Raw genomic sequence first — 16,884 nt, forward strand, 5'->3', positions numbered from 1 at the left:
GGCCGTCGTGCGTGGATCAGGCGGAGCCGGAGTCCGAGGTCTGCGGACCGGCGGCGGCCACGTCGTCGATGCGGTAGCGGCGGGCCGCCTCCACCACCGTGTCGCGCGACACCTCGCCGCGGCGGGCCAGCGCGGCCAGCGTGCCGACCGCCACCGACTCGGCGTCGACCAGGAAGTGCCTGCGGGCCGCGGGCCGGGTGTCGGAGAAGCCGAACCCGTCGGTGCCCAGGGTGAGCATGTCGGTGGGCACCCACGGCCGGATCAGGTCCGGGACCGCGCTCATCCAGTCCGACACGGCCACGACCGGGCCGACGCCCTCGGACAGCACCGAGGTGACGTACGGCACGCGCGGCTCGGCCTGCGGGTGCAGCAGGTTGTGCCGCTCCACCTCGACCGCGTCGCGGCGCAGTTCCGCCCACGACGTCGCCGACCACACCTCGGCGCCGACGCCCCACTCCTCGGCCAGCAGCCGCTGCGCCTTGAGCGCCGCGGGCATCGCGACACCCGAGACGAGGATCCGCGCGCGCGGGCCCTCGGTCGACGGCGCTTCCTGGTAGCGGTAGAGGCCGCGCAGCAGGCCCTCGACGTCGAGGTTCGCGGGCTCCGCGGGCTGCTGGTACGGCTCGTTGTAGACCGTGAGGTAGTAGAAGATGTCCTCGGCCTGCTCGCCGTACATCCGGCGCAGACCGTCGCGCACGATGTGGGCGATCTCGAAGGACCACGCGGCGTCGTAAGAGACGACCGCCGGGTTCGTCGCCGCTAGCAGCAACGAGTGCCCGTCGTTGTGCTGCAGGCCCTCACCGGTCAGCGTGGTGCGGCCCGCGGTGGCACCGAGGACGAAGCCCCGGGCCATCTGGTCGGCCGCGGCCCACAGGCCGTCACCGGTGCGCTGGAAGCCGAACATCGAGTAGAAGATGTAGATCGGCACCATCGGCTCGCCGTGCGTGGCGTAAGAGGTACCCGCGGCGGTGAACGACGCCGTCGACCCCGCCTCGTTGATGCCCTCGTGCAGGATCTGGCCCTGCTCGCTCTCCTTGTACGACAGCATCAGCGACGCGTCGACCGAGGTGTAGAGCTGGCCCTGCGGGTTGTAGATCTTCTGCGTCGGGAACATCGAGTCCATCCCGAACGTGCGCGCCTCGTCCGGGATGATCGGCACCAGCCGCGGCCCGATCTCCTTCTCCTTGGCCAGGTCGCGCACCAGCCGGACGAACGCCATCGTGGTGGCGACCTCCTGCTTGCCGGACCCGCGCTTGAGCACGTCGTAGACCTTGTCGCCGGGCAGCACCAGCGCCTTGGACTTGGTGCGCCGCTCCGGCAGGAACCCGCCGAGCTGGCGGCGCCGCTCCTGCAGGTACTGGATCTCCGGCGCGTCCTGGCCGGGGTGGTAGTACGGCGGCAGGTACGGGTCGCGCTCGAGGTCGGCGTCCTCGATCGGGATGCGCAGGGTGTCCCGGAACGCCTTGAGGTCGTCCAGGGTCATCTTCTTCATCTGGTGCGTGGCGTTGCGGGCCTCGAAGTGCGGGCCGAGGTTGTAGCCCTTGATCGTCTTGGCCAGGATCACCGTGGGCTGGCCGACGTGCTCGGTGGCCGCCTGGTAGGCCGCGTACACCTTGCGGTAGTCGTGGCCGCCGCGCTTGAGGTTCCAGATCTCCTGGTCGGTCATCGGCGTGACCAGCTCCTTGGTCCGCGGGTCGCGGCCGAAGAAGTGCTCGCGGACGAAGGCGCCGTCGTTGGCCTTGTAGGTCTGGTAGTCGCCGTCGGGGGTGGTGTTCATCAGGTTGATCAGGGCGCCGTCGCGGTCGGCGTGCAGCAGCGAGTCCCACTCGCGGCCCCAGATGACCTTGATGACGTTCCAGCCCGCGCCGCGGAAGAACGCCTCGAGCTCCTGGATGATCTTGCCGTTGCCGCGGACCGGGCCGTCCAGCCGCTGCAGGTTGCAGTTGATCACGAAGGTGAGGTTGTCGAGCTGCTCGTTGGCCGCGACGTGCACCAGGCCGCGCGACTCCGGCTCGTCCATCTCGCCGTCGCCGAGGAAGGCCCACACCCGCTGGTCGGAGGTGTCCTTGATGCCCCGGTCGCGCAGGTACCGGTTGAACCGGGCCTGGTAGATCGCGTTCATCGGGCCCAGGCCCATGGAGACGGTGGGGAACTCCCAGAAGTCCGGCATCAGCCGCGGGTGCGGGTACGACGGCAGGCCGCCGCCGGGGCCCGCGTGCGAGAGCTCCTGGCGGAACCCGTCGAGCTGCGAGGTGGAGAGCCTGCCCTCGAGGAACGCGCGGGCGTAGATGCCGGGGGAGGCGTGGCCCTGGACGTAGATCTGGTCGCCGCCGCCCGCGTGGTTCTTACCGCGGAAGAAGTGGTTGAAGCCCACCTCATAGAGGGCCGCCGACGACGCGTAGGTCGAGATGTGCCCGCCAACGCCCACGCCGGGGCGCTGCGCGCGGTGCACGGTCATGGCCGCGTTCCAGCGGATCCATGCCCGGTAGCGGCGCTCCACCTCCTCGTCACCGGGGAACCAGGGCTCCTTCTCGGTGGGGATGGTGTTGACGTAGTCGGTGCTGGTCAGCGCCGGGACCCCGACGTGGCTCTCCCTGGCCCGCTCAAGCAGCCTCAGCATCAGGTAGCGCGCGCGCTGCTGACCGCCGCCCGCCAGCGCGGCGTCGAAGGACTCCAGCCATTCCGCGGTCTCCTCCGGGTCGATGTCCGGCAGGTGCGCGGCGAGGCCGTCGCGGATGACGCGAACGCGCTCGGGGGCGGGCTGGTTTTTCTGCGTGGCCAACTTGGAGCTCCAGCCTGATCAGAGGACAAGATTTCGCGCGCGCGATACCACGCGCTTGAGTGACACTCTGCCATGTTCCGCTCGCCGGGCGGTGGCGTCATCCTTACTGTTCGGTAGTGGGTACCCGTCTGAGCCGATCGGCGGGTGTCGGAGCGGCGTGTCGAACAGCGGACGGTTGCGCAGGTGGCCACTGTCAGTGTTCGCTATCGCCTAACCGAACAGGCAGAACGCGGCAGACGGCCCTGGCAGATCAGGTCCTGACCCGTCGCGAGAGCACAACTGGAGGAGTGACACCGTGGTGGCCGCGGGAGACGCCGGGAGTACCGACGTCGCCGACAAGCTGGGGATCGATGCAGGCGCCGTAGTCCAGGAGCTCGGCTGGGACGAGGACGTCGACGACGACCTGCGTGCCGCCGTAGAGGCGCGCACCGGCTCAGACCTGCTCGACGAGGATGCCGACGAGGTCGTCGAAATCGTGCTGCTGTGGTGGCGCGAGGACGACGGTGACCTGGTCGACACCCTCATGGACGCGATCGGACCGCTCGCAGACAACGGGGTGATCTGGGTACTGACCCCCAAGACGGGCAGGCCGGGGCACGTCGAGCCGAGCGATATCGCCGAGGCGGTGCCCACCGCCGGGCTCGCCCAGACCTCGAGCATCAGCGTCGGGCCGGACTGGTCCGGTACCAGGTTGGTGGCGCCCAAGTCGGCCAAGACCAAGCGCTGACGACCGTGTCCGCGGTCACCCGGGTGGTCACCCACCCGGGTGGCCTAGGCTGGTCTGGAACAGTCACGGGCGCGACCGCGCGCCCCCAGCCACGGAGGATGCCGGGTATGTCGGTAGAGGTCGGTTCGAAGGCCCCGGACTTCACGCTCAACGACTACAACAAGCAGCCGGTGACGCTCTCGGAGCAGCACGCCGCCCGCAACGTCCTGCTGGTCTTCTACCCGTTCGCCTTCAGCGGCACCTGTCAGGGCGAGCTCTGCCAGGTCCGCGACGAACTCGCCACCTACACCGACAACAACGTCCAGGTCATCGGCGTCTCCGTCGACTCACCCTTCAGCCTCAAGGCATGGGCCGACCAGCAGGGCTACCAGTTCCCCCTCCTGTCCGACTTCTGGCCCCACGGCGACGTCGCCAAGCTCTACGGCGTCTTCAACGAAGCCGCGGGCCTGGCCAACCGGGGCACCTTCCTCATCGATACCACGGGCACCGTCCGCTTCGCCGAGATCAACGCCCCCGGCGAAGCCCGCGACCAGGACGCCTGGAAGAAGGCCGTCGCCTCGCTGTAGGTTCGACCCTGTGGCCGCGCTTGTCGAAGCGAGGTCACAGGACCCGGGCGCATAGCTCAGCGGGAGAGCACTCGGTTTACACCCGAGCGGTCGCAGGTTCGAATCCTGCTGCGCCCACAGAGGTCGTTCGGCCTGGATCATCGCCCCGGCCGGGACGAAGTCCGGGCTGGATGAAGCCGGCGGTGAGGGCGCGACACCCGGCGGCTACTGCAGACCGCAGAGTTGTCGAAGCTGGGCGATGGTGAGTTCCTGGGTCCTGTTCGACTCCGTACTTGTTGTCCAGGCGACGATATTCCGCCCTGGACTATCGCGGGAAGTTCCAGCGCTGATGTCCAGGCCGTCCGACTGTACGATCTTCCGCTCGTCATCGGGTAGGGCGAGTGGCGAGAAAGGACGCACGGATCCCACAGCTTCGACGCTTCGTCCTTGCTGACCAATGCGACATGCAGGGCATTGGGGTCGCAAGGCAATGCATGTAGCCTTTGCTGGGGCTGTATGCCACGTTCAGGTCACTGCCATGCTGGTATGACAAGATGGCTCCATCTCGTCGCTTCAGCTTCCTTGACAGTCATAGCACATGGCTGACGGAAAAGATCAAAATGAGTTGTCCTCACGAAGTGGCAAGACCTCGAGCCTGGCGAAATCATGCGAGCAGGAGTGAGTCTCGTGGAACCCTCGGTCGTGTGCTGGGGTGAGGGGTGCCTGCCCGGCGGCCGGGCCGGGCAGGCGGTGGGGGTTAGGGGGCGGTGTAGCCGAGGGTGTATTGGCCGCTGCCAGTTACGGATTTGACCTGGTAGCGGTAGTAGCCGGCGGTTCCGTTGTAGGACAGGGTTTCGCTGGAGCCGGACGTGGTGGCTTGGGCGACGGTCGGCCAGGTGGAGCCGTTCCACTTCTGGAGGTAGAGGTCGAAGTTCGCCGAGGTGGGGCCGGTCAGGCATGCCTTGTGGGGGCCGGTGACGGTGGTCTGGAAGAACGACCCGTCTGGTTGGTACTGGCTGGCGCCGGTGGACAGGGTGCCGGTCTTGGTGACCTTCATGCCCTGGCAGGGTGTCTGTCCACCTGGGACGGTCAGGGTGTAGGTGGCCGGGGCGGTCGTGGCGCCGGTTGCCGAGGCGGTGATGGTGTAGGTGCCGGGTGCTGTCGTGCTGCCGACGGTGATGGTGAGGGTGCTCGGTTGGCCCGCGGTGACGGCGCTCGGGCTGAACACGGTGGTGGTGCCCGCGGGGGCGCCGGTCGCGGACAGGGTCAGGGTGGGATTGCCCGCCACCGTGGGGGTTTGCAGGGTCGCCGTCGTCGTGGTGCCGGGGGCCGCAGTGCCCGAGGTGGGGTTCAGCGACAGGACCGGGGTGTTGCCGCCGCCGGAGGTGTTGTCGATGTCGTTGCGGATCTCGTTGTACACCAGGGTGATCCGGGTGCCCCAGTTCGGGCAGCCGCCGAGGTGGTGCAGGGCGATGACCTTGTGCGACGACCCGGCCAGCACCGGTGAGCCGGAGTTGCCGCCGGAGGAGTCGCAGCGGTAGCCGGTGTTGACGCCCGAGGACACCACGTCGATCTTGCAGGTGGCCCCGCCGTCGGACTCCTCGAACAGGGACATCCGCTTGGGCAGGATGTCACCGTGGCCCGCGATGTAGATGCGCTCGTTGGCGGTGGGTTCGCGCACATCCAGGTACAGGGTGCCGTACTGGCGGATGCTCTCGAAGTTGGTGACGCTGAACAGGGTGTAGTCCAGCTGCTGCAACTCGCTGGTGCGGATCAGGTCCTGGCCGCTGACCTTGGTGCCGGTGCGCGGGTTGTTCCCGCCGCAGGTGGCGCACTGGTAGTCGAACTGGAACTCGCTGGAGCGCAGTTCGGCGGCGTCGGCGACGCAGTGCGCGTTGGTCAGCATCCGGTTGGTGTTGCCGACCCGCCACGCGGTGCACGACCCGAGGCCGTTCACCAGCTGCCGGGCGACCGCGTGCGAGCGCGCGTACTCGGTCGGGTGGCTGTTCTGGTAGCAGACCACGTCCTTGCGCGCGTCGTTGCCGCACACGCTGAACGGCACCGGGTTCTGCGCGGCGTACTCGGTGGCGCCGTAACCGCGGTCGTAGCTGGTCACCCGGGTGCCGTAGCCCTGCCTGCTCAGCCGCGCGCCGTCACGGGCGCCGGTCGCGTGCAGGGTGACCACCGCGGTGTCACCGTCGATCGACATGGCCGCGAAGCCCGGACCGCCGTGCTCGGTGAACGGCGACCCCTTGGCCCGGTCGGCGTAGTAGGTGTAGACCTCACGGCCGTCGGGGGACGCGACGGTCACGAAGTCACCACCGACGAGTTTCAGCGGCGCGAAATGCACCTTCACATAAGTCGCGCCCGCCGCCTTGATCTCGGTGCGCCACGAATTCCCAGTATTGCCATACCGGATCGCGGTGTCGGTCGACTCGCTGACCCCGGTCTTGGTGACCCGGGTCCCGGCCGCCGATTCGGCACTGATCGGTGCCGCTACCGGTTCGCCCAGCTCAGCGGCCCCGACCGGCGGCGCGGGGCCCAACACGGCCGCCACCAGCACGGCGGCCGGGATAAGACGTCGAAGCATTTTCGCTCCTGGCTGCAGGGTGTCAATTCCTAGAAAAGACTGCACCGCCGCCGACACGTCCGGGGTAATCTCAGATCCCCATAACAGAATGGCGGACGCGATTACCCTGCGTCGCTGTCGACATCGAGGGAATCGGTCGTCCCCGGCCGAGGGGGGTAACGCGCACCGGACGGCGTACGAACCTCAAGGCGAGTCCGATCGGCGCCGATGTCCGGGAGGTGCGCACGCCGTGGAGAGGTCACCGAGCACCACGCTCGACCACGTGCTCCTCGACCTGCGCGGCGGCGCCCCGGTGACGGCGGCCGTGCTCGACGAGCGCGGCGGGGCGATCCGCGCCGCCGCGGGGTGGAACGGTGACCGCCCCGACGTCGCCCACCTGCGGCTGAACTCGGCCCTCGACGCGGTGGAGCCGCTGGCCGCCGCGGCGTTGCGGGCCGCGTGGGGCGTGGATGGCGCGGACGGGGAGACGACCCTGGAGGACCGGCGGCTCGCCTTCGCCCGCGCGCACCCGCCGCTCGCGGTGTCGGACTGCTCGCACCTGGAAGAGCACGCCAGCGCGGAACTCGCGTCGCGGCTGCTCGGTGGGCACTACGGCGCCGCGCCCGAGCGGCTGCGGTGCGCGGTGGTCCCCGGTGGCCTGCTGATCGGCACGCACAAGGTCACCACGGTGTACCTCGACGGCCGCCTGGAGGGCCGCAGGCACACCGTCGAGGGGTTGGTGGTCGACAGCGAGGCCCTGTTCACCCACCGGGCACCCCAGGGCACCCGCCTGGCCCGGGTCGACAACGCCGAGGTCGCCCAGGTCCGGGTCGTCGACGGGCACACCGAGTTCGTCCTGCGCCCCGCCGTCACCGGGTCCGCGGCCGGGCACCGCCCGCTCGCCCAGTTCGGCTTCGTCGAGGCGCTGCCCAAGCCGACGCGGTTCCGGCTCTCGCGCAGGCTGCGCGACCAGTTCGACGTCCAGCACCACTCGCTGAGGGTGTCGCACCGCCTGGAGTTCCTCGGCGAACCACCGCGGGTGGCGCGGGTCGACGGGACCGCCCGCCCGCTGACCGACCGCGAGGGGACGACTTACGACTGGCTCGACTCCGTGCCGGTCGACCGGGCCTGCGTCCGCGCGGGCACGACGATCCGCACGGACACGGTGTGGGGCGCCGCGCGGTGGCCGAGCCTGCTCGTCGGTCTCTTCTTCGTCCTCCCGCTCATCCCGGACCTGCCGCTGCTGCTGGGGGACACCGGTGCCCTCGCGCTGGACATGTGGGCGGGCGCGCAGGTTGTCTCGTTCTGCTTGGCGCTCACCGGCTTCTTCACCTTCGTCCGTCACCGGCACCGCCTGCGGTTCAAGTCCGGCCACGGTTCGCTGAACCTGCGCCAGGTCCCGCTCACCGCGGTGGATCCGTTGCAGGAAGGCGCGACCGACACCAAGCTGTGCACCGCGGTGCAGGCGCTCATCTTCGCGCAGGGTGTTGTGCAGAGCAGGCAACTGCGCCAGCGGCTGGTGGAGACCTACGTGCTGGACCAGCGCACGGTCCGCCAGCGGGTGTCCATCGATGTCGAGGTCCCGCGCAAACTCCTGCAACCGCGCGACAACAACGGGCGCGAACACCCGCAGACCATCTACTTCCCGGTGCTGATCCCGCGCAAGTCCAAGTTCCAGGACGACTTCAGCGTCCACGGTCCGGACGGCGAGGCGCTGCACGTGTTGCCCTACCGGCAATACCTCCAGCTCGCCGCGACCGTGTTGCGACAATTGCTCGTGCGCGCCACCGGTGTCGGGACGCCGTGGTCGCTACCGGACGCCGTGCGCGCGGCTGAACGCGACGCGTTGGCGCTCATCGTCGCCCGCCGCACCGCGGACGGGTACGCCCCGGACATCGCGCTGGACGAGGACTGGGCCGCCCGCGTCGAACTGCCCGCGGACGCCACGCAGGCGCAGCACAACGCCAAACTGCTCGCGACCGAGTTCGTGCGGATGCTCTCGCTCAACTACGCGATCGTCGTCCCGCTGCGGATCGACCGCAACGGCAGGGCGCTGGTGAAGTTCGAGCAGACGCTGACCCCGGAGCTCAACCTGTCCTCCCGCAAGCAGCGGCTGGCGCTGCTGCTCGGCGCCCGCCCGATCGACCTGACCTTCAGCATCGTCATGGCCAGCACCTGCCAGTCCTACCACCTGCGCGTCGCCGGGACCGACGACCTGTACCTCGGCGACCAGGACCTGGTCGACAGCGCGGCCACCCTGCAGGGCCAGGCGACCAACGAGTACGTCCCGCCGCACGTGCGCTTCCGCCGCAGGCTCGGGCAGCCCTACGCGCACGTCTACACCCGGTTCTTCCCCGAGCCCGCGGCGATCACCACCGAGCACGGGGCGACCAGGTACGAGCGGCCCAGCGTGCGGCTCAAGTTCTTCGAGACCCCGCCGGGATCGCTCTTCCGGGCCGTGGTGTCCTCGCTCGCCTGCCTGGCGCTGGTGTGGATCGTCGGCGTGGTCAGCTCGCGCAACCCGGGCGCGGACACCGACGCGCCCGCCTTCCTGCTCGTCTTCCCGGCTGTGGTCGGTGCCTGGCTCGGGTTCGACGCGGCGGGGCGGCGGCTGCTTGAGGGCACCCTGGCCGCCCGGCTCAGCCTCGGCTGCACCGTGCTGATCTCCATCCTCAGCACCGGGCTGTTCCTGGCCCACCGGGGTCTGGAGCACGTCATCGGCTGGCACCGGCTGCCGTTCTCGGTGCTGTGGATCAACGACTGGTCCTGGCTGGTCGTGGTGCTGCTGGCGGGCGTCAACGCCGCTGTCACCGCGTTGCTCTACCTGCGGCGCACGGCTTTCTACTCCTACCTCGCGACCCGCGCCCAAGGTGAGGGCGAGGTGCTCGCGCATGGCTGAGGACCGACGACGTCGAGACGACAGGGGACAGGGCGATGGACTGGACGCGTGACCCGCGGGTTCGGGACGAGGCGGAGCCGCAGTGGTCGCGGCCACCGGCCGGGCCGAGGGGCTACCTGGTGCGCAACGACTTCGACTGGCCGGTGTGGATCGGCGGGTCGCTGAGCCTGGAGGACGTCCTCGACATCGCCAGCGGGACTCGGTTGGAGTTCGACCGCTAGCCATGACCGGGGGTCACTGGAAGATGGCGATGGGGCGGATGACCAGTTCGCCGGTGGTGGACTTCCAGGACTGGACCTTGCCCAGGCAGCGGGCTCGGAAGGGGCCGTCGGGGATCTCGTCGTCGCGGAGGCCGTCCTGGTGGCACTCGACGCGGACCTGGGGGCCTTCCTCCGGGTCGTCCGGGTCGCCGAAGGGGGCCAGCAGGACGGTGCGGGTGCCGGTGTGCTCGGCCACCCGGAACAGGCCGCGGACGGAGACGTAGTCGTCGACGGCGCGCAGGCGCAGGGTGGGGGAGTCGGTGTGGACGCGGGTGACCGCGGGGGTGCGGGTGATGGTGCGCTTGCGCAGGTCGACGTGGACCACGCCGTGCGCGGCCTCCAGCACGTCGAGCAGGATGCCGATCACCGCGATCGGTTCCGCGCTGCTGATGTAGCGGCTGACCACCTCGCGCCCGCTGGTGCGGCCGCCGTCGACACCGAGGTCGTGGACCTTCAGCGCGATCTTGTGGTCGCTGTTGGTGCCGACGCGCTCCTCGACCTCCCTGCGCAGCGCGTCGCCGTAGCCGCCGGAGAGGTAGAGGTCCATCACCGACTTCCCGTGCAGGTAGAACGTCAGCCCGGGGACCTCGCGGACCGGGGCGAAGCGGCGCCGCGACCGCCACGCCCAGCCCAGCGCCGCGAGGGCGACCACGATCGCCACCGCGGTCGCGGTCCACACGAGCGCCCACGGCCACCACACCGACCACCACAGAGCCCTATCGACAGCCACGGATCTCCCTCACCGCCGCCTCGAGCGACGCCTCGGTGGCCTCGACCACCCGACCACCGGTCGAGCGCGCCACCCCGTCCAGTTCCGCCGGGTCCGCCTCGCCCAGCGCGACCGCGTACGTCGGCACTGCTCGCTTGCCCGCGCCGAGGAACTCCGCCGCGCTGATGCCCGCGTTGTTCTCGCCGTCGGTCATCAGCACCACCACCGCGTCACCGCGCACCGACCGGTACGCCTGGTCCAGCGCCGACCAGATCGCCGTCCCCCGCCCGTCCGCGGCAGCAGCGACCACGGGTGCCAGCGAGTCCACATCGGACTGGTCGGTGATCGTGACTTCCTGTTGCTGGAGCACGGTTCCCGCGAAGCGCAGCACCGTGATCGTCTCGCCGAGGTGGAACCGGGCGAACCCGCCGGTGCCCGTCCCGCTCAACGCCGCGAACGCCGCCCGCAGCCGTTGCACGCGTGGACCGGCCATCGACGCGGAGTAGTCCAGCACGAACACGACCTGGTGCGTGCCACCCGAGGTGAGTCGCCGGTACGCGGCGAGCAGGGCGTCCAGCACCTCCTGGCGGTCCGGGAAGTACAGGGCGTTGCCGATCGGCGCGCGCAGCCGCTGCGGCCGCTCCAGCGCCGGGTCCGCCGCCCGCCGGGACGTGTGGTCCATGATCCAGCGCTGCGCCCGCTCGCCCTGCAACCAGGTGGTGGCCCGCTGGTAGCCGTCGCGGCGGGCCGGGTCGAGCAGGATCAGCGGGAAGCGGGACAGCATCATCCCGTCGCGCGGGTAGACGATCTCCAGCGGCGCGCGCAGCTTCCCGCTCGCGTTGAGCGCGAGCAGCGTCGACTCGTGCTCGATGACCGCGTCCACCTCGTCCTGGCGCGCGGTGAACTGGGCGAGCAGTTCACCGCTCGTGCGCGGCCGCAGCACCTGCCCGGTGAGGAACCCGCCGAGCGCGACGCAGCTCACCTGCTCGCTGGTCAGCGCACCCCCGGTGCCCGCCGCCGCGGTCGCCACCCCCACCAGCGCCGCCAGCCCGGACCCGGACCCGGCCGGATCGGTCATGCCGAACCGCAGCTCCCCGGCCGCCGCGCGATCGGCGATGTCGGCCCAGGACGGTGTCGCCCCGAGCCTCGCCGCCGCCGCGGGCCGCACGCCGAGCACCAGCGGCGAGGACATCACCGTGGTCGAGGTCGGCAGCGGGTTGCCCCGGCCGTCGGCCTTCTCCCGCAGGTGCAGGTACCGGTCGGTCACCGGCCAGGCGAGGTCGTGCCGGTAGCGGCCCGCGGCCAACTCGGCGTCCGGGTCGTCGGCGTACTCCATCGCCAACTCGACGCCGGTCTCGCGCCGCAGGTCGTCGAGCAACGGTTGCAGGTCGGCCAGTTCGCGGTCGGCCAGCACGGTCAGCCGGACCGCCTCCGGCGGGCTCGCCACGCACCCGGCCAGCAGCGCCAGCAGGACCAGCAGCGCCGCGGTCCGCATCAGCACTCGCCGATCTCGGTGATCATCTTCTCCAGCAGCGGCAGCGACGGCAGGAACGTCTCGGTGTCGCCGATGCCGGAGCTGGGCACCGGCAGCCCGCGCTCGGTGAGGAACTCGGCGAACTGGCCGGTGGTCAGCGTGTCGTCCGCCTCGAACACCCGGAAGCCCAGCTCGAGCGCCCGCCTGCGCAGGTCCGGGTCGGTGGTGATCAGCTCGCCGAGCCGCTCGCCCTCGGGTGTCAGCGCCAGGAACTCCGGCACGGTCTGCAACTGGGCCGCCGGGTAGAGCAGCACCCTGCGGTCGTCGACCTTGCCGGTCTGGCCGAGGGCGCGCAGCTGGTGGGCGAGGAACTGGTGCTCGTAGATCACCGCGATCGGCGCCAGCCCCTGCCCGTCCGGGGCGAGGTAGCTGCGGGACAGGTCGTCGCCGGGCAGGCCCTGCGCGGTCAGCAGCGGCTTGATCTTCCTGGCCAGCGCGACCGCGTCCGCCTCGGTCTGCGGGATGACGTTGCCGTTGGCCACGAACGCGACCAGCCCCAGGTAGGTGGCCGAGGAGTTCGACGAGCACAGGTCCGAGGTCTGCGCGAGCACCCGGTTGCTGTTGTCCAGCCGCCGGTCCGGCGCGGCGAGCCGGTCCCAGGTGGTGCCTTTCTCGATCACCCCGATGAACCGGTCCATCGGCATGTCGTAGTACAGCGGCGGGGTGTTCTGCGGCGCCGCCTTCTGCACCGTGGCCACGGGTTCGGCCGTGGGCTTGGCCAGCACGTCGGCGTACTCGCGGTAGGTCGCCAGGACGATCGGCGAGAAGAACGGCTTGTAGGTCTTCGCGGGCCGGTGCCCGGACTGCGCGAGCCGCTGCTTGATCAGCAGGGCCGCGGGCTGCCCGGACGGGAACACGAAGTCGTAGCCGTCGGTCGAGTTGACCGCGATGTCGCGCGAGCCCGCCCGGTCCAGCGACACCTGGATGCCGTGCGCCATCAGGATCCGGCGCACCTTGGCATCGGCGAAGAACTCCGACTTCGAGGCCAACCGGCCGCTGACCACGACCACGTCGCGCAGCGGCAGCGCCATCACCCCGCCCGCGAACAGCGCGATCGCCCCGACCACGGCGACCACCCCGGCGGGCAGGAACACGCCGAGGAAGCGCTTGCGGCGGAAGATCGACCTCGGTGGCTCGACGACGGTGAACTCCGGCTCGACCACACCCCCCGGGCTGATGGTCACCAACCCCCTCCGGTTCCCGCGACCCGTCCCACTGTGAGATCGCTCGCGGACCACCGGCATTACGCCCAGCGGCGGCCGATCTTCGCGAGGAGATCGGCCGCCGCTGGGAGGGGTGTCGAGTGGGTCAGACGCGCTCGAGCTCCGGCTCGTCGTCCGGCTTGCGCTCGGAGGTGCCCGCGGGGACGGTCAGCGTGATCGCGGTCGGCTCGGCCTGCGCGGCGCGCGCGGCCTTGGCCTTCTTGCGCTTGCCCAGCAGGATCTTGACCACCACGACCAGCACGACCGCGCCGAGCAGGATCGCCGCGCCGCCGCTGAGGTAGGACTCCAGCCGGTGCGCCGCCTCGCCGAGTGCCGCGCCGATGCTGATGTGGATCGCCGACCAGCAGGCCGCGCCCGCGACCACGGCGGGCAGGAACTTGCGGTACGGCAGGTTCGAGGTGCCCGCCGCCGCCGGGGTCAGCGTCCGCACCACCGGCATGAACCGGGCGAAGAACACCGCCCACGCGCCGCGCCGCCGCAGGATGTCGGTGGCCTTGTCCCAGCCGTCCACCCCGTACTTCTGGATCAGTTTCGTCTCGCGCAGCCTCACCCCGTACTTGCGGCCGACGAAGTAGCCGATGGAGTCGCCGATCCCCGCGCAGACCGTGACCACGGCCCACAGCAGCAGGAACCGGGGCACGCTGTTGACGGTGGTGGCCGCGATCAGCAGGCCGCCCTCGCCGGGGGCGATGAACCCGAGGCCGATGGTGCACTCGGCGAGCACCAGGCCACCGGTCGCGGCCACCAGGGCGGGCTGCGGCAGCGCCTGCAGCCACTCCAGGACGTCGGTCAGCAAGGCCACGGTCGGGTTCCCCTCCACCAGCGGGCACCAGACCCTCCGGTGCCGATCTGCCCGCGCGTACGACCCGCAGGCGGCCGCGCTCGGGACATGGGACGCGCCGCACCCGCACCCGGTTGCCGCCCGCCCGCACTCAGTCTTTCGTCCGCGACGAGCGTGACATAACCGGGATGCCCCCGAGATCGCCCCCGGTGTGGATCCGCCGGGTCATCCCCCGGGGGGAGGGAGGAGGGCGGGCGTTGATCGGGTGGACCTACCGCTTGAGCAGGGCGCTGATCTCCTGGCTGGACTCGCCCGCCTCGGCGAGGTGGCGCAGGTTCTCCGGGACCTGCTGGCCCCGGTGCTCCACGGCCTGGGTGTAGAGCCGACCGGCCCGGTAGGACGACCGCACCAGCGGCCCGGCCATCACCCCGGCGAAGCCCAGCGCCTCGGCGGTCTCCTTGTGCGCGAGGAACTCCTCCGGCTTGACCCACCGGTCGACCGGGTGGTGGCGCACGCTGGGCCGCAGGTACTGGGTGATGGTGATGATGTCGCAGCCCGCCCCGTGCAGGTCGGCCAGCGCCTCGGTGACCTCGTCCGGGGTCTCGCCCATGCCCAGGATCAGGTTCGACTTGGTGACCAGGCCGTCCTCGCGGGCCGAGGTGATGACCGAGAGCGACCGGTCGTAGCGGAACGCGGGCCGGATCCGCTTGAAGATCCGCGGCACCGTCTCCAGGTTGTGCGCGAGCACCTGCGGCCGGGAACCGAACACCTCGGCCAACTGCTCGGGCACCGCGTTGAAGTCGGGGATGAGCAGTTCGACGCCGGTGCCCGGGTTGAGCGCGTGGATCTGGCGCACGGTCTCGGCGTAGAGCCAGGCGCCGCCGTCGTCGAGGTCGTCGCGGGCGACGCCGGTGATCGTCGAGTAGCGCAGGCCCATCGCCTGCACCGACTCGGCCACCCGGCGCGGCTCGTCGCGGTCGAGGTCCGACGGCTTGCCGGTGTCGATCTGGCAGAAGTCGCAGCGGCGGGTGCACTGCTCGCCGCCGATCAGGAAGGTCGCCTCGCGGTCTTCCCAGCACTCGTAGATGTTGGGACAGCCGGCTTCCTCGCACACCGTGTGCAGGCCCTCGCGCTTGACCAGGCCCTTGAGCTCCCGGTACTCCGGGCCCATCTTGGCCCGGGTCTTGATCCACGAGGGCTTCTTCTCGATCGGCGTCTGGCTGTTGCGCACTTCCAGGCGCAGCATCTTCCGACCCTCAGGCGCGACTGTCACCCCGCCAGGTTACGCCTCTAGGCCGGATCCGGGGAAACGCCGGTCAGTTCCGCTGTTCGCACCCACAATGTCCGGCCGATGGTGGGGTCCAGCACCAGTGATCGCGGTTTCGCCGGGCCGACGGCGCCGAACATCTCACCCGGTCCGGTGGGGCCGTAGTACTGCCCGCCGGTGACCCCGGGCGCGGTGGCCGCGTACAGCTGGGGCAGCACGGCGCGGTCGACGGGCGCGGTGACCAGGCGGGTGCCCGCCCGCACGACGGCGGCGACACCGCGGCCGACCGGACCGGCCATCCTGGCGCGGGCCGAGTTGCTCGCCAGCTCCGTGCTCGCCAGCCCGGGGTGCGCCGCGACGCTCACCAGGTCCAGCCCGGCGGCCTGCGCGCGGCGGTGCAGCTCGAAGGCGAACAGCAGGTTCGCGGCCTTGGACTGCGCGTAGGCGGCGGTCGCCCGGTAACCGCGGTGCTGGAAGTCGAGGTCGTCGAGGTCGAAGCCCTGGTTGCGGTGGGCGATGCTGGACAGGGTCACCACCCGCGCGCCGGGGACCCCGCGCAGCGCGGGCATCACCAGCCAGGTCAGCGCCGCGTGCCCGAGGTGGTTGGTGCCGAATTGCAGCTCGAACCCGTCCGCGGTGGTCGACCTCGGCGGCACCATCACACCCGCGTTGTTGACCAGCAGGTCGAGCCGGTCCCCGGTGCGCTCCCGCACCTGCGCCGCGGCCGCGCGCACCGACGCCAGGTCGGCGAGGTCGAGGTCGAGCAGCTCGGCCGCGCCGGTCACGGTGGCCAGCGCCGCCCGGCCGCGCTCGACCGACCGGCAGGCCATCAGCACGTGCGCGCCCCGGTCGCTGAGCACCTGCGCGGTGCGCAGCCCCAGCCCGGAGTTCGCCCCGGTGACCAGCGCGGTTTTCCCGCTCAGGTCGGGGATGTCAGCGGCGGACCAGGCCATCGGGTGCCTCCTCGGGATCTTGTGCTACCCGAGGGTAGGAAACCCGGACTGAGGAACCGCTCAGGCGCTCGCGGCGTATCGCCCGAACAGGTGCCGCGCGGGGGAGGGCTTGCGCGGGGCGGAGCGCAGCAGGGCGGTGAACGCGGCGCCGACCCGGGTGATCTCCGCGCGCGGCTCGCCCGGCCCGACCAGACCCGCGGCGAGCGCCAGCATCCGCTGCTCGCTCTCCAGGCCCGGTCGCAGGACCTCGGGGTCGGCCGCGGCGTGCGCGTCGATGACCGCCCGGAGCAGGCCGTGCTCGGCGGCGGTGTCCAGCCAGGCCGTGGTGACCGCGTCGACCAGGTCGACGCCGGGGTCCCGGTCCGCGTCGGACTGGGCGAGCCCGACCCGGCCGGTCAGCTTGAGCGTCCACCGGTGGTGCAGCGCCAGCAGCACCTGGGCCGGGCTGTCGAACAGCTCGGCCACCTCGTCGGTGACCGGGACCGGCGCCCCGGGATCGCGCCGCAGCCGGGCCAGCACGTCGTCGAGCGCGGCGCGCCTGCGGTGGTAGTCGGACCAGCTCATGGCTTCCTCCCCCGGAGGTGGCATACCACGGGTCTGTGGCATACCAGCGGTATGGACCAGGTCCCGGCCAA

Annotated in this window: 13 protein-coding genes and 1 tRNA gene; 5 read left to right on the top strand and 9 right to left on the bottom strand. The window is 70.9% G+C overall.

Going from position 1 to position 16,884, the window contains the following annotated elements:
• Positions 1 to 16: 16 nt before the first annotated feature.
• Positions 17 to 2,782 carry a pyruvate dehydrogenase (acetyl-transferring), homodimeric type gene (gene aceE / locus CLV68_RS23715; RefSeq protein WP_121393116.1) on the bottom strand — a complete coding sequence of 922 codons (2,766 nt, stop codon included), beginning with the start codon at positions 2,780 to 2,782 and terminating at the stop codon, positions 17 to 19.
• A 295-nt stretch (positions 2,783 to 3,077) separates the two neighbouring features.
• Here aceE and CLV68_RS23720 point away from each other — a divergent pair, with 295 nt between their 5' ends.
• From CLV68_RS23720 to CLV68_RS23730, 3 genes are all read left to right on the top strand, one after another.
• Positions 3,078 to 3,509: a DUF3052 domain-containing protein gene (locus tag CLV68_RS23720; protein ID WP_092776893.1), complete on the top strand. Its 432-nt coding sequence runs from the start codon at positions 3,078 to 3,080 to the stop codon at positions 3,507 to 3,509.
• Between the two features lie 107 nt (positions 3,510 to 3,616).
• Entirely contained in the window at positions 3,617 to 4,075 is a 459-nt protein-coding gene (locus CLV68_RS23725) for a peroxiredoxin (RefSeq protein WP_121393117.1), read from the top strand.
• A 45-nt stretch (positions 4,076 to 4,120) separates the two neighbouring features.
• Positions 4,121 to 4,192: transfer RNA gene (locus CLV68_RS23730), tRNA-Val, on the top strand.
• 619 nt (positions 4,193 to 4,811) lie between these two features.
• Here the strand turns inward: CLV68_RS23730 and CLV68_RS23740 are convergent.
• Positions 4,812 to 6,644, bottom strand: coding sequence for a trypsin-like serine peptidase (locus CLV68_RS23740; protein ID WP_121393118.1), 1,833 nt, complete (start codon positions 6,642 to 6,644; stop codon positions 4,812 to 4,814).
• 229 nt (positions 6,645 to 6,873) lie between these two features.
• Between CLV68_RS23740 and CLV68_RS23745 the strand changes: the two genes are divergently transcribed.
• Together CLV68_RS23745 and CLV68_RS23750 are read left to right on the top strand one after the other, a co-directional pair.
• A complete protein-coding gene (locus tag CLV68_RS23745) occupies positions 6,874 to 9,522 on the top strand; it encodes a hypothetical protein (RefSeq protein WP_121393119.1) in 2,649 nt (882 codons plus the stop codon).
• 35 nt (positions 9,523 to 9,557) lie between these two features.
• Positions 9,558 to 9,743 (top strand): hypothetical protein, encoded by a 186-nt coding sequence (locus tag CLV68_RS23750; RefSeq protein ID WP_121393120.1) that lies wholly within the window; start codon positions 9,558 to 9,560, stop codon positions 9,741 to 9,743.
• Positions 9,744 to 9,756: 13 nt separating this feature from the next.
• Here CLV68_RS23750 and CLV68_RS23755 read toward each other — a convergent pair whose 3' ends face one another.
• The 7 genes from CLV68_RS23755 to CLV68_RS23785 all read right to left on the bottom strand — a co-directional run bounded on the left by CLV68_RS23755 (position 9,757) and on the right by CLV68_RS23785 (position 16,813).
• Positions 9,757 to 10,512: a hypothetical protein gene (locus tag CLV68_RS23755; RefSeq protein ID WP_121393121.1), complete on the bottom strand. Its 756-nt coding sequence runs from the start codon at positions 10,510 to 10,512 to the stop codon at positions 9,757 to 9,759.
• Positions 10,499 to 11,986, bottom strand: coding sequence for a substrate-binding domain-containing protein (locus CLV68_RS23760; protein WP_121393381.1), 1,488 nt, complete (start codon positions 11,984 to 11,986; stop codon positions 10,499 to 10,501). Before CLV68_RS23760 ends, CLV68_RS23755 begins: the two co-directional genes overlap by 14 nt.
• Positions 11,986 to 13,209: a hypothetical protein gene (locus CLV68_RS23765; protein ID WP_246010071.1), complete on the bottom strand. Its 1,224-nt coding sequence runs from the start codon at positions 13,207 to 13,209 to the stop codon at positions 11,986 to 11,988. The genes CLV68_RS23760 and CLV68_RS23765 overlap by 1 nt, the downstream gene beginning before the upstream one ends.
• A 124-nt stretch (positions 13,210 to 13,333) precedes the next feature.
• Complete coding sequence (locus CLV68_RS23770; RefSeq protein ID WP_211346743.1) at positions 13,334 to 14,050, bottom strand: DedA family protein; 717 nt, start codon at positions 14,048 to 14,050, stop codon at positions 13,334 to 13,336.
• Between the two features lie 250 nt (positions 14,051 to 14,300).
• A complete protein-coding gene (gene lipA / locus CLV68_RS23775) occupies positions 14,301 to 15,302 on the bottom strand; it encodes a lipoyl synthase (RefSeq protein WP_121393122.1) in 1,002 nt (333 codons plus the stop codon).
• 17 nt (positions 15,303 to 15,319) lie between these two features.
• Positions 15,320 to 16,249 carry an oxidoreductase gene (locus CLV68_RS23780; protein WP_121393123.1) on the bottom strand — a complete coding sequence of 310 codons (930 nt, stop codon included), beginning with the start codon at positions 16,247 to 16,249 and terminating at the stop codon, positions 15,320 to 15,322.
• Between the two features lie 60 nt (positions 16,250 to 16,309).
• The gene (locus tag CLV68_RS23785) at positions 16,310 to 16,813 is read right to left on the bottom strand and encodes a hypothetical protein (protein WP_121393124.1); all 504 of its coding nucleotides are present in this window, start codon (positions 16,811 to 16,813) and stop codon (positions 16,310 to 16,312) included.
• Positions 16,814 to 16,884 lie beyond the last annotated feature (71 nt).

Source organism: Actinokineospora cianjurensis (genome assembly GCF_003663795.1).
GTDB lineage: Bacteria > Actinomycetota > Actinomycetes > Mycobacteriales > Pseudonocardiaceae > Actinokineospora > Actinokineospora terrae.